This window comes from Zunongwangia sp. HGR-M22 (assembly GCF_027594425.1).
Taxonomy (GTDB): Bacteria; Bacteroidota; Bacteroidia; order Flavobacteriales; family Flavobacteriaceae; genus Zunongwangia.
In genome coordinates, this window is sequence record NZ_CP115159.1 from 1,039,983 (window position 1) to 1,053,388 (window position 13,406).

14 protein-coding genes and 1 tRNA gene are annotated in these 13,406 nt (G+C 34.7%); 11 read left to right on the forward strand and 4 right to left on the reverse strand.

All coding sequences use genetic code 11. The features are described 5' to 3' along the window. Window positions 1-4: 4 nt before the first annotated feature. Window positions 5-1,675, reverse strand: coding sequence for a transcription termination factor Rho (gene rho, locus PBT91_RS04560; protein WP_270060603.1), 1,671 nt, complete (start codon window positions 1,673-1,675; stop codon window positions 5-7). A gap of 193 nt (window positions 1,676-1,868) precedes the next feature. Here rho and PBT91_RS04565 point away from each other — a divergent pair, with 193 nt between their 5' ends. Then, complete coding sequence (locus PBT91_RS04565; RefSeq protein WP_270060604.1) at window positions 1,869-2,279, forward strand: DUF4293 domain-containing protein; 411 nt, start codon at window positions 1,869-1,871, stop codon at window positions 2,277-2,279. Window positions 2,280-2,459: 180 nt separating this feature from the next. Here PBT91_RS04565 and PBT91_RS04570 read toward each other — a convergent pair whose 3' ends face one another. After that, on the reverse strand, window positions 2,460-2,957 hold the full coding sequence (locus PBT91_RS04570; RefSeq protein ID WP_270060605.1) for a metallophosphoesterase family protein: 498 nt from the start codon (window positions 2,955-2,957) through the stop codon (window positions 2,460-2,462). A gap of 102 nt (window positions 2,958-3,059) precedes the next feature. On the opposite strand from PBT91_RS04570, the gene truA reads away from it, so the two are divergent. The 4 genes from truA (at window position 3,060) to PBT91_RS04590 (ending at window position 7,460) form a co-directional block, all read left to right on the forward strand. Then, window positions 3,060-3,812, forward strand: coding sequence for a tRNA pseudouridine(38-40) synthase TruA (gene truA / locus PBT91_RS04575; RefSeq protein ID WP_270060606.1), 753 nt, complete (start codon window positions 3,060-3,062; stop codon window positions 3,810-3,812). After that, the gene (locus PBT91_RS04580) at window positions 3,802-5,571 is read left to right on the forward strand and encodes an ABC transporter ATP-binding protein (RefSeq protein WP_270060607.1); all 1,770 of its coding nucleotides are present in this window, start codon (window positions 3,802-3,804) and stop codon (window positions 5,569-5,571) included. Before truA ends, PBT91_RS04580 begins: the two co-directional genes overlap by 11 nt. A gap of 175 nt (window positions 5,572-5,746) precedes the next feature. Further along, window positions 5,747-6,586 (forward strand): hypothetical protein, encoded by an 840-nt coding sequence (locus PBT91_RS04585; protein WP_270060608.1) that lies wholly within the window; start codon window positions 5,747-5,749, stop codon window positions 6,584-6,586. Between the two features lie 64 nt (window positions 6,587-6,650). After that, window positions 6,651-7,460, forward strand: a complete 810-nt coding sequence (locus PBT91_RS04590; RefSeq protein ID WP_270060609.1) for a hypothetical protein — start codon at window positions 6,651-6,653, stop codon at window positions 7,458-7,460. Window positions 7,461-7,491: 31 nt separating this feature from the next. Here the strand turns inward: PBT91_RS04590 and cdaA are convergent, their stop codons facing one another. Then, the gene (gene cdaA, locus PBT91_RS04595; protein WP_270060610.1) at window positions 7,492-8,271 is read right to left on the reverse strand and encodes a diadenylate cyclase CdaA; all 780 of its coding nucleotides are present in this window, start codon (window positions 8,269-8,271) and stop codon (window positions 7,492-7,494) included. 37 nt (window positions 8,272-8,308) lie between these two features. Beyond that, a complete protein-coding gene (gene folP / locus PBT91_RS04600; RefSeq protein WP_270060611.1) occupies window positions 8,309-9,133 on the reverse strand; it encodes a dihydropteroate synthase in 825 nt (274 codons plus the stop codon). Window positions 9,134-9,224: 91 nt separating this feature from the next. Between folP and PBT91_RS04605 the strand changes: the two genes are divergently transcribed. The 6 genes from PBT91_RS04605 to PBT91_RS04630 all read left to right on the forward strand — a co-directional run bounded on the left by PBT91_RS04605 (window position 9,225) and on the right by PBT91_RS04630 (window position 13,199). Then, complete coding sequence (locus PBT91_RS04605) at window positions 9,225-9,773, forward strand: DUF1599 domain-containing protein (RefSeq protein ID WP_270061426.1); 549 nt, start codon at window positions 9,225-9,227, stop codon at window positions 9,771-9,773. 24 nt (window positions 9,774-9,797) lie between these two features. Beyond that, window positions 9,798-10,892 carry a BT_3928 family protein gene (locus PBT91_RS04610; protein WP_270060612.1) on the forward strand — a complete coding sequence of 365 codons (1,095 nt, stop codon included), beginning with the start codon at window positions 9,798-9,800 and terminating at the stop codon, window positions 10,890-10,892. A gap of 132 nt (window positions 10,893-11,024) precedes the next feature. Further along, window positions 11,025-11,777, forward strand: a complete 753-nt coding sequence (gene tpiA, locus PBT91_RS04615; protein WP_270060613.1) for a triose-phosphate isomerase — start codon at window positions 11,025-11,027, stop codon at window positions 11,775-11,777. A 3-nt stretch (window positions 11,778-11,780) separates the two neighbouring features. Further along, window positions 11,781-12,614, forward strand: coding sequence for a 50S ribosomal protein L11 methyltransferase (gene prmA, locus PBT91_RS04620; protein WP_270060614.1), 834 nt, complete (start codon window positions 11,781-11,783; stop codon window positions 12,612-12,614). 56 nt (window positions 12,615-12,670) lie between these two features. Continuing rightward, window positions 12,671-12,940 (forward strand): ATP-dependent Clp protease adaptor ClpS, encoded by a 270-nt coding sequence (locus tag PBT91_RS04625; protein WP_270060615.1) that lies wholly within the window; start codon window positions 12,671-12,673, stop codon window positions 12,938-12,940. A 185-nt stretch (window positions 12,941-13,125) separates the two neighbouring features. Further along, a tRNA-Arg gene (locus PBT91_RS04630) sits at window positions 13,126-13,199 on the forward strand. Window positions 13,200-13,406 lie beyond the last annotated feature (207 nt).

A 13,406-nucleotide genomic window follows, 5' to 3' on the forward strand; every position in this document is an offset into this window, starting at 1 on the left:
GTGATTAGCCGTTCATGCTAATAAGAAACTCCTCATTGTTATTTGTTTGTTTAATCTTTTGCTGAATAAATTCCATAGCTTCTACAGGATTCATATCGGCAAGATATTTTCGCATTATCCACATGCGTTGGATGGTATTTTCATCTAATAAAAGATCATCGCGACGCGTACTTGAAGAAATAAGATCGATAGCAGGGAATACTCTTCTATTAGAAATTCTACGATCTAATTGAAGTTCCATATTACCAGTACCTTTAAATTCTTCAAAGATCACCTCATCCATTTTAGAACCTGTTTCTGTTAAGGCCGTTGCAATTATAGAAAGAGAACCACCACCTTCAATATTACGAGCAGCACCAAAGAAACGTTTTGGTTTGTGTAATGCATTCGCATCAACACCACCACTTAAAACTTTACCACTTGCTGGTTGTACGGTGTTGTATGCTCTGGCAAGACGAGTAATAGAATCTAATAAAATTACTACATCGTGACCACATTCTACAAGGCGTTTTGCTTTTTCTAAAACAATATTAGCTACACGAACATGTTCGTGTGCTTCTTTATCAAAAGTAGAAGCAACAACCTCTCCTTGGACGTTACGCTGCATATCGGTAACCTCTTCAGGACGTTCGTCGATTAGAAGGATTATTTGATAAACTTCAGGATGATTCGCTGCAATAGCATTGGCGATATCCTTTAGTAACATCGTTTTACCCGTTTTTGGTTGAGAAACGATCATGCCACGCTGTCCTTTTCCTATAGGAGCAAACATATCCATTACTCTGGTTGAAATAGAGCTTTGCTTTTCGGCTAAGTTGAATTTCTCTTTTGGGAAAAGCGGTGTAAGATGCTCAAAAGAAACACGATCTCTAACTACTTGAGGATCTAAGCCGTTAATTTTACTAATCTTGATTAATGGGAAATATTTTTCACCTTCTTTTGGAGGTCTAATTTGCCCTAATACGGTATCACCTGTTTTTAATCCAAATAAACGAATTTGAGATTGTGATACATAAATATCATCTGGAGAAGTAAGGTAGTTATAGTCTGAGGATCTTAAGAAACCGTAGTTGTCTTGCATGATGTCTAATACACCCTCACTTTCGATAATAGCGTCAAATTCATAATCTGGTTCGCGGTAGCGATTGCGGTTGTCGCGATTACCACCACTTTTGTGATTATTATTATTATCGTTATTTCGATTATCTTTTCTGTTGTTAGGAGTGTTTCTGGTATCCTTGCGATTATTGTTTCCGCGATTATTACTCTTAGAAGAATTATCGTTGCTTTTAAGCGAATCCTGCTCCTTATCTTTCTTTTGCTCCTTATTATGCTGCTTAGGCGCAGAAGGCTTGGGTTTGTCTGTTGTATCTTTAGTGACCGCCTCATCCTTTTTTTCTGAAGATTTTACTTCTTCTTTTTTAGGTCTACCAGGTTTCTTGTCACTGCCAATTTTTTTTCTTGGTCTTTTTGGCTTATCTTCGGTTGTTTTCTCTTCGGCCTTTTCTTCTTGGAGTGCTTCTTGAGTTTTCTTTGGGTTAGCAGCCTGATAATCCAGTATTTGGTAAACTAGATCTAATTTTTTAAGACTTCTAAACTTTGGAACGTTTAGGGATTTAGCAATCTCCTGAAGTTCAGGTAGTTTTTTAGCTTTTAATTCAGAAATTTCAAACATGAATAGTCAAGAATAAATTTTGTTTGGATTGAATGATCAACTTCTCTTGGAAGAATAGAAATATTTTTGGAGTCATAAGTAACCTGTAAAGAACTGGTTACGAAATGTGATTGCAATTATACAACTTTATTTATAAAATAATCCTTTTTTTCTGAAAACTTTATTTTATTTTTGTCGCCAGATCGAAGAGAAAATGCTACAACGTATACAAACAGTTTATTTATTAATCGCAGCAATAGTTAGCCTTGGGCTTATATTTTTATTTGCTCTATGGCAAAATGCTGAAGGTAGCGCAATATACGCTCAGGATCAATTAACCGTATTTATTATGTTTATTGCTTCTGGATTATTATCTTTGGTGAGTATTTTTATGTTTAAAAATAGAAAGCTTCAATTTGTATTGGGGCGTATCAATATATTATTAAACTTTTTTTTACTAGGAGTGTTTGTTTATTGGTCACTAAGCTTACCCGGAGAAATGAATATTTCAGAGAAGGGTATTGGGATGTTTCTTCCTATCATTTCTATCGTTTTTCTAGTTCTGGCGAATAAAGCCATCAAAAAGGACGAAGATCTTGTAAAATCTGTAGACCGATTACGATAAGCCTATAATCTTAGTAGTATTAGTGCGTTAAAAACCCGAAGTGAAGACTTCGGGTTTTTTTATTTTCAATTGTTTAATAACAAATAGTTTTTGCTGAAACTAAAGTTAATATTGGACGTTTTAACTGCGTATTTTTTATGTTATCCATCAACACTGCCAACTGAAGTTATCGATTAAAAACTATTTACCCGCCAGTTCTATAACTTCCAAATCTTTAATCTCTTTGCCGTCGATTGTAAATCTTAGCATGGTACGCTGTTTATGCCAGCCGTGTTTTCCTGCCGCTCCGGGATTCATATGTAATAATCCCAGGTCTTTATCCATCATTACTTTTAAAATGTGAGAATGGCCGCAAATAAATAATTTAGGCGGATTTTGCTGAATCTCTTCTCTAACTGCAGGATTGTATTTTTTGGGATAGCCACCAATATGCGTCATCCAGACATCCACATCTTCGCACATCCAACGTTGATGCAGTGGAAATTCTTTTCTAACTTCAGCATTATCAATATTGCCATACACACCAATAAGCGGTTTGCCGGTGGCTTGTAGTTTATCAGTAACATTTAAATCTCCGATGTCACCCGCGTGCCAAATTTCGTCAGCTTGCTTGGCGTAATGAATAATACGATCATCAATATAACTATGGTTATCGCTTAATAATAAAATTTTTTTCAAAATAGCTTTTATTTCAAGGGTTAAAGCTTTCGCTTAAGTACAATTTAGCAGAATAAATACCTTATCTTTGTACGCTGCAAATTTAGAAAATTCAGTTTAGCTTTGAGGTATTTTATAGATTTAGCCTATTTGGGAACTGCGTATCACGGTTGGCAGATTCAACCAGATGCTATAAGCGTTCAGCAGGTAATCCAGCAGGCACTTTCCAGAATACTTCAGCAAGATATAGAAGTGGTAGGAGCGGGTAGAACCGATGCAGGAGTTCATGCCAGACAATTATTTGCTCATTTTGATGCCGAGCTGAAATTTGATGAAAAAACACTTCAGTTTAAACTGAATTCTCTTTTACCAAAAGATATTTCGATTCAGCAAATATTCCAGGTTCAGCCTGAAGCCCATGCACGTTTTGATGCTTCCAGTAGAAGTTATGAATATCATATTGTAAATTTTAAAGATCCTTTCAAGATCAATCTTGCTTATTATCTTATAAATCGACTGGATGTTGAAGAAATGAACCGTGCTGCTGCTATGCTGAAAGATTACACTAATTTTAAGTGCTTTTCAAAAAGCCGAACCGATGTAAAAACGTATAATTGTAACATTACTGAAGCATTTTGGGAAGAAACCAATAATCAATTAATATTTCATATTACGGCAGATCGTTTTTTAAGAAATATGGTAAGAGCTATTGTTGGAACATTATTAGAAATTGGATATGGTAAAAATTCAGTTGAATTTTTGAAAGAAATTCTTAAAAGTGAAGACAGAAGTATGGCTGGAACTTCGGTTCCTGCTCACGGTTTATATTTAACCAAAATAGAATACCCTAAAACAGCACTTTTTGATGGCCTCTAAAACCGGAAATGCATTTGATTTTGATCTTTTTAAGCGTTTGCTTAGATATACTAAACCCTACAAATCAACATTTTATTTTGTAGCGATAACCGCTATATTATTATCATTTTTTGCCGTTGCAAGACCTTATTTATTGCAGGTTACCATAGATGATTCGATCACACCAAAAGATAATGGGAATTTAATTTTCTATATCTCTTTGATGCTCGGATTTTTAATTTTGGAGGTAACTTCACAATTTTTCTTTATCTATTTTGCCAACCTGCTAGGTCAAAATGTAGTTCGTGATCTTCGAGTGAATTTATTTAAACATATGCTTCAGTTTAAAATGAAGTATTATGATAAATCTGCTGTAGGTCGTTTGGTAACACGCGCTGTTAGTGATATAGAGACTATATCGAGTATTTTTAGTCAGGGTCTTTTTATGATTATCAGTGATCTTTTAAAGATGCTGGTCGTTTTAGGATTTATGTTTTATAAAAGCTGGCAGTTAACACTTTTGGTCATTACGGTATTACCATTTATTATTTATGCTACTAGGGTGTTTCAAAAGAAGATGAAAATTGCTTTTGAGGAAGTTCGTACACAAGTTGCCAACCTAAATACCTTTGTGCAAGAGCGTATTACCGGAATGAAGATAGTCCAGCTTTTTAATCGCGAAAAAGCCGAATACGAAAATTTCAAAAATATCAATGATAAGCACCGTAAAGCCTGGGTAACTACTGTTTGGTATAACTCTATCTTTTTCCCAATTGCAGAGATGTCTACCTCTATCACTGTGGGTCTTATTGTATGGTTTGGGGGATTACAGGCTGTAAATGATAACCCGAATATTACTCTTGGTGTGATCATAGCTTTTATAGAGTTATCACAAATGTTATTTAGACCATTACGCCAAATTGCCGATAAGTTTAATACCCTACAGATGGGGATGGTCGCAGCTAATCGTGTTTTCGGGATTTTGGATACAGATTCTACCATTACAGATAATGGAAAAAAAGAATTTAAATTGATCAAAGGAGATATCAAATTTGATAATGTTCGATTTAGTTATGTAGAAGGTGAGGAAGTATTGCGTGGCGTAAACTTTAGCGCAAAAGCTGGTGAAACTATTGCTATTGTTGGAGCAACCGGAGCCGGTAAATCTACAATCATTAATTTACTGAATAGGTTTTATGAGATCGATAGCGGAACAATTTCAGTAGATGGTATAGATATTAAGCAAGCAACCTTAAAATCTTTAAGAGCTGAAATTGCTGTAGTTCTTCAAAACGTATTTTTGTTTGCTGATACTATTATGCACAATATCAAACTTGATAATCCGCAAATTTCTGAAGAAGATGTAATTAACGCAGCTAAACAAATTGGAATCCATGATTTTATTAGCAGTTTGCCAAATGGCTATAATTACAACGTGAAAGAACGCGGTGCGATGCTCAGTTCGGGACAACGCCAATTAATTTCTTTTTTAAGAGCGTATGTAAGTAATCCTAGTATTCTGGTTCTAGACGAAGCGACATCTTCAGTAGATACGTATAGCGAACAGCTTATCCAAGATGCCACCGATAAAATAACAAAAGGCAGAACTTCGATTGTTATTGCTCACCGATTGGCAACAATTAAGAAAGCCGATAAAATTATGGTAATGGATAGTGGGGAAATTGTAGAAATGGGAACTCACGATGAATTATTGCTTAAAGAAAATGGTCATTATCGTAAACTCTATGAAGTTCAGTTTATGGCTGAAGAATCAATATAAATCCTTTTTTTAGTCGACAATTTAATTTCTTACTTGCTAAGGTTTTGATGGAGTTGATTTTTTTAGGTAAAAATGACAATTTTCAATAAAATGTGCGTTGTATTTAAAACCATCTTGAAGTTTTGAAAAAATGAAACATTCAGATTATAAGCTGATTCAGTGCATCTCTTCAAAAATGAGATTTCAAATCATTATTACTTTAACCGTTTTACTTTTTGGGATCATAAATCCTGGATTCTCGCAAGGCGTAAATTTAAATGCTATCGAGGAGTTTCGGTACAATGGATCTAAAGAAAGTTTGTTAAGATTAAAAATGGAGGTTGACAATTTTGAAGAAGATGGTCTACATTTTTTACGAGTTCAAAAAGTAAATTCAGCTTTAGATAATACGGGCAAAAGTTTGGGTTGGCATAGTAGCTATCCTAATGAAGGGCAGTGGAGCAGAAGCAGATATGTTAATTTTAATCTTCAGGCACCATCAAGAGATGCTACGTCTATAGAAAAACTTTCCGCAGTAATACAACATTTTAGCGTTTCGAAAGAGAAAAACTCTTTACTATCTATTGAAAATCTATTGCAAAAAAAAGAGGTTAATTTTTTATCTCATTTGGATAAAGAAGCTAAATTAATTTTACTTGATTTTGAAACATTAAAAGAGTTACGAGGTCAATCGGGGTACAAACCTTATATAGAAAAATTACATGAAAATCTTGATATAGGAAGCGCGTTGGAAGAAGCTGAGCGCTTTGTAGAAACTCTTTTCTATTTTTCTTACGAGGATAAGGGAAGCCATTTATTTTTTTACAAAAAAGATCCTAAAAATAAAATATTCAGATTCTATATTTTTAATGGCAAAGGCGAAAAAATAAATACTGGATATTCTTATGCGCATGAAAAAATTGTGGTGTATTTAGCTGAAGCACCAGACGAAAATACGCGTTTAGAAATTATGTATGAGCATCCCGATGCTCTCGATAAAGTGGAGCTCGATTTAAAAAATATCCCACTTCCTTAAATTATTCAGGATGAAAAATCTTTTGTTTTTTGTATTTATAAGTATGGTGTTTTGTCGTCAAATAATGGCACAAGAATTTCATGTTTTTGTCCAGGATATCCAAGAAATCAGGACGACGGTTTTTGCAGATGATACGAGGGATAAAGCGGTTAATCAGCTTAAAATCCTTACTTCTGTAAACGGTATTAAATTAGACAAAAATCATCTGATAAAATTACAGAATCTTAATGTGGTAGACGATGAAGGCGAAGTATTGCAGCTTATTGGTACTTCTAGAATTGATGAATATTCTTCAAGAAAATCCAAAGAGATCGTTTTAGAAACTCCAAGCCGGCAAGCCAAAAGTATTACGATTTCAGGTAGTTTAAGCTATTTTACGCCCAATCAGCAAAATAAAGCTTATGCACGTATCGATAATTTCGTAGAGCGTAGCGGTGAAAATTTCCTCAAAGAGCATCCAGAGAATGCAAAACTTAGCATTTTAACGCCTACAGAACTTTCTAAATTACAAGTTGAAATTGATAAAAGAATTACCAAGAAACTAGAAGAATCTAGCGTAAAATTGAGTGAACAGGAGGTTTTAGACAGAAAACTTTCTAGAAGAATCCTAAAAGATATTGTACGAAGAGGAACAGATAATCGCGCTAATTTCATTAATTTTAAAATAGATCCTTCTCCACAAAACTTTTATAGTATTAAAGTATTTAATGAAAAAGATCAGGTGATTTCTTATGGTTCTGCTTCAGTAGAAAATCTTTATCAAATTAATTTAAGTGAAGCGCCTACAGCGGGAAGTTATATCGAAGTTATACTAGAAAACGATGCAGCGATAAAGCAACTAGATTTTAGTTTAGAGAATATATATTTGCCCTAAAAAAGATTCTTAAATAAATGTAGATTAAAATTTATCGTAAATCTTCTTTAATACGTTCTCTTAGTTCTTCATTACTTTCAAACATGGTAAATTCCCCATCGCGGATATAAGAGATTTGACCTGTTTCTTCACTAACTACTAAAGCCAGAGCATCTGTTTTTTCAGTAATTCCAACAGCCGCACGGTGGCGCAAACCAAAACGGAGTGGGATAGAACGATCATTAGAAACCGGTAAAATCACGCGAGTAGCAGTTACTTTATTTTCTTCGATCACCATGGCACCATCGTGCAGCGGACTGTTCTTGAAGAATATCGATTCGACAATTGGCTGATTTAGCTCTATATTCATCTCATCACCGCTATTCTTTATGAAATCAAGTTTTGTACTTCTCTTAATTACAATCAAAGCACCGGTCTTTGTTCTTCCCATAGATTCGCAGGCATCTACTATTATATCTACTTTGGTAGCGCCATCCTCAGAATCGTCGTTTCTGGTAAATTTTAAACTTCTAAAAAAACGTCCGTTTTTAGTAATATTGGCCGAGCCAATCATCAATAAAAACTTCCTGATTTCTTGCTGAAAAACCACGATTAAAGCAAACATTCCTACGCCAACAAACTGGTCTAAAACACTACTTAAAAGTTCCATTTGAAGTAGTTGCGTAAGTCTCCAAACCAGATAGATGATCACAATACCTATAAAGATATTTACCGCAACCGTTCCTCTCACTAGTTTATATACATAGTACAGCAGAATTGCGATAAGAACTATATCGAGAATATCCAGGAAGCGAATACTTAAAATATCCAAATTTGCGAGGTTTTATGTAAAAATAGAAAATAAAAGATTATTTGCTTAAATGCGCTACCAATTTTATAGACTCCATAGCTTCTTTAACATCATGAACCCTTAAAATCGATGCACCTTTGGTTAGTGCTAAAGTATTAAGCACGGTTGTACCATTAAGTGCTTCAGTTGGATCGATATTCAATGTTTTGTGGATCATTGTTTTTCTTGAAATACCAATGAGCACTGGAAGTTTGAAGCTTGAAAAAAGATCTGATTTTTTCAATAATTCAAAATTTTGTTCGGTTGTTTTTGCGAAACCAAATCCGGGATCTAAAATAAGATCGTTAATACCTAAAGCTCTTGCTTGTTTAATTTTTTCTGAAAAATAGAAAGTGATGTCACTTACCAAATCCTCATATTCGGTTAATTGTTTCATGGTTTTAGGCGTGCCACGCATATGCATCATTATATATGGTGCCTGATATTGCGCAATTACAGCCATCATTTTTTCATCAAGATTACCAGCAGCAATATCATTAATCATCGCCGCACCGGCTTCAATAGCTTCCGCAGCAACTTTACTTCTAAAGGTATCTACAGAAATTAAAATTTCAGGAAACTCTTTTACCAAAAGTTCTATTGCTGGTACTACTCGGTTTATCTCTTCCTCTTCAGCTACATCCTCTGCATCTGGCCTACTGCTATAACCCCCAATATCGATAAAGGTGGCGCCTTGCTTCAGCATTAAATCAGCTTTTTTAAGAATATCGCCTTCAGTTTGCGTTCGGCTATGCTCAAAAAACGAATCTGGCGTAATATTTAAAATTCCCATCACTTTGGGAGAAGAAAGATCGATAAGCTTGCCTTTGCAATTGATCGTCATGTCTTTAGAAGTTTTAAAAATTAGGGCAGTTCAAAATAATTTTGACCAGCTGGAATATTTGCCCGAAATTTACGCAAATTACCACGGTTTTATGCAAGACACCTCGAAACAATACGATGCGGTAATCGAAATTTGTCGCAGTTTGTTTACCAAGAAAATGAAGGATTACGGCTGTGCATGGCGAATTTTAAGATTGCCATCCTTAACAGATCAAATCTTTATTAAAGCGCAACGAATACGAAAACTTCAGGAAAATGAAGTACGAAAAGTAGATGAAGACGAGAAATCTGAATTTATTGGCATTATCAACTACTCGATCATGGCACTTATTCAGCTTGAAAAAGGAATTGCAGATCAGCCAGATTTAGATGCAGAAGAAGCCTCACAACTTTACGACGAAAAGATCACTGCAACCAAGGAATTGATGATGAATAAAAATCACGATTATGGCGAGGCATGGCGTGATATGCGTATAAGTTCGTTAACCGATCTTATCCTTCAGAAATTATTGCGTGTAAAGCAAATTGAAGATAATAAAGGACAAACTTTGGTAAGCGAAGGTATTGATGCTAACTATCAGGACATGATCAATTATGCGGTATTTGCAATGATTCATTTTGCTGAAGCTGAAGAAAAATAATATCCAAAAACCACCAATATTAAGATGAAGTTATTAGTGAAATTTGCCCGCATTTTTGTAGGTATTCTTTTTATTTTCTCAGGATTTATAAAACTGAATGATCCTATTGGATTCTCTTTTAAACTTCAAGAATATTTTTCGCCAGAGGTTTTAGATTTAACTTTCTTATCGCCTTTTGCATTGGTAATTGCTATCTTAATTTGTGTTTTCGAATTGGTGTTGGGAATAATGCTGCTCATTGGTTATTTACCCAAATTCACGGTGTGGAGTTTGTTGCTGATGATCGTTTTCTTCACCTTTCTCACATTTTATTCAGCATATTTTAATAAAGTGACCGATTGTGGTTGTTTTGGCGATGCCATCCCGCTTACACCTTGGCAAAGCTTTACGAAAGATCTCATTTTACTTGTTTTCATTTTAATATTGTTTTTTAATAGCAAGATGATTACTCCGGTTTTTGTTCCAGCAAGCCATCGTTGGATCATTTTCTTAAGTTATATGCTATGTTTTTTATACGCATATTACGTGTTGATGCATTTACCGGTTATCGATTTTAGACCTTACAAAGTGGGAAATAACATTCCGGAATTACGAGATATTCCTGAAGGCGCTGCAACCGATGTTTTTGAATATCATTGGAAATTTAATGTGGATGGTAAAGAAGAAGTGGTAGTGACCGATGGAAGTTATCCGCAGCACGAAGGTGAATTTATTGAAGTTGATACAGAAATGATTGAAGAAGGCTATGTACCGCCAATTCACGATTTCCAAATCTTAGATGATGGAGATGATATTACTGCTGAAATTCTTGAAGCCGAAAAAGTATTATTAATTGTGGCTTACGATCTAAATCTTACAGAGAAACAAGGATACGAAGCTATAAAGTTTTTGGAAAGAGAAGCTAAGAGTAAAGGTTATGAAGTGGTTGGATTAACAGCTTCAGGAGATGCTTTAAAATCACAGATTAAAGATGAATTCAGCCTTAATTTTCCATTTTATCAAACCGATGCCACCGCACTTAAAACAGTAGTAAGAGCTAATCCCGGAATTTTAGTTTTAGAAAAAGGAACGATAACACAAAAAAAGCACTGGTCTGATGCTTCGGCTATAAAATTATAAGCAAATTTTAAAAAGTATTAGAAGAATGATAAAAAGCAATATAAGCCTTGCTTACAATATCTTTATGTGTTTTTGAATCGGTATATTTGTATAAATCAGCTTAAAAATTAAACAATCTTAGAATATTTAATTATGAGAAAAAATATTGTAGCCGGAAACTGGAAAATGAATAACGACCTGGCACAAACCCAGGAACTTATTGCAGATCTAAAAAAACAAATGTCTGGCGAGCCGGCAGCAACCATCATGGTAGCACCAACATATACAAATCTTTATCCTGCGTTTGAAGCTTTAAAAGACACCCCTGTTATCGTTGCAGCTCAAAATATGCATCAAGAGGCCAACGGTGCTTTTACAGGAGAAATTTCTGCAGCTATGCTTAAAAGTGTAGGAGTAGAGACTGTGATTTTAGGACATAGCGAAAGACGTGCTCAATTTAATGAAACAAACGAGCTCTTGGCTAAGAAAGTAGATGTAGCTTTAGAAAATGATATGACCGTGATCTTTTGCTTTGGTGAAGAATTAGAAGATCGTAAAGCAGATAAACATTTTGATCTTGTGGAGCGTCAGTTAAAAGAAAGTTTATACCATCTTCCTGAAGAGAGCTGGAAAAGTATTATCCTTGCTTACGAGCCTGTTTGGGCTATTGGTACAGGAGAAACTGCATCGCCAGAACAAGCTCAGGAAATGCATGCATTTATTAGAAAAAGTGTTGCAGATAAATTTGGTAGCGAAGTAGCCGATGAGGTTTCTATACTTTATGGAGGTAGTTGTAAGCCAGGAAATGCTAAAGAGATCTTTGCAAACGAAGATGTCGATGGAGGATTAATAGGTGGAGCAAGCCTTAAGGCAGAAGACTTTTTAGCAATTGTGAACTCATTTTAAAAAATGGCATCAAATTATCTTGAATTTCAGTTTAAAATAAATCCACCAGTTCCTGCTTCAGAAATATTAATTGCTGAATTGGGCGCTTTAGGATTTGAAAGTTTTGTGGAAAATGAAGATGGTGTAACAGCATATATTCTGAAAGATGAATTTCAGGAAGAAATGCTGGCTGAGGTTCAGATATTAGATTCTGATGAATTTGAAATCTCCTATTCTTCTTCCGAGATACAACAAGTTAATTGGAATGAAGAATGGGAGAAAAATTTTCAGCCTATTGTGGTTGATAATATCTGTAGTGTACGTGCACCATTCCATCCAAAACCAGAAACCGAATTTGATATTGTTATCGAGCCAAAAATGAGTTTTGGAACTGGACATCATGCTACTACGCATATGATGATTCAGTTTATTTTAAAGAATAGCTGGAAAGGTAAAGCTGTCCTAGATATGGGCTGCGGAACCGGAGTTTTGGCAATACTAAGTGCACAAAAAGGTGCAAATCCTGTAGAAGCCATTGATATTGATAACTGGTGCTATTTAAATACACTTGAAAATATCGAACGTAATAATGTTCCCGAAATTAACGTTAAAGAAGGAGGAGCAGACTTATTAGGTGACAAAAAATATGATGCTATAATAGCGAATATTAACCGTAATATTTTGCTGAACGATATGGCGAAATATCTTTCGGTTTTAAAGTCTGGCGGTGATTTATATCTAAGCGGATTTTATAAAGAAGACATTCCTATTATCCGAGAAGCTTGCGAAAAGCTGGGATTAAAATTTCAGGAAAATCTTGAAAAGGATAAATGGGTTGCGGTAAAGTTTTCTTTTTGAGTTGTTTAACTGTTATTTTTGTATTTTTGCGGTCTCCGAATTAAATTTAATACCCTATGAGTACACAAGAAGAAGTATTAGAGAAAGTAGAAACTAAAGTTGATAAAGAAAATGAGATTGTTTTATATAATGACGATTACAATACCTTTGATCATGTAATCGAGACTTTAATTTACGCCTGCGATCACACTCCAGAACAGGCAGAACAATGTTCTATTTTAGTGCATTATAAAGGAAAATGTACGGTAAAGACCGGAGCTTTTAATGATTTAAAACCAAGATGCTCTAAACTTTTAGATGCAGGATTAAGTGCAGAAATTGTTTAGATAAGAATAGGTGATTTACAGTGCGAAATTTTAGGTTGTAAGAATTGTTGTTCGCTAGGCATTAATGTGTTACAATTTCGACCTATATTTTTCTTGAAAAAAGTTTCAAAAAAGTTTTTCTGAATTTAAAATAAAGAATATATTTGCACCCGCTTAAGGTTATTGCCTTTAGCGAAACAAATAAAGGCCTCGTGGCGCAACTGAATAGCGCATCTGATTACGGCTCAGAAGGTTGCAGGTTTGAATCCTGCCGAGGTCACTTTTAAAGAATATAATAGACTACAAAACCACGCAAATCTTAGGAATTGCGTGGTTTTCGCAGTTTTAGGGATGCCGTTAAATAAACTATTTCGGATAAAAATTAGTACAAAGGGCCAAATGTGTAAATATATCATATAGCAGATCATTTGATATTCTATTGGAAGTTGAACCAATGGTTCCCAACTATAAGCAATAAAACGGATTT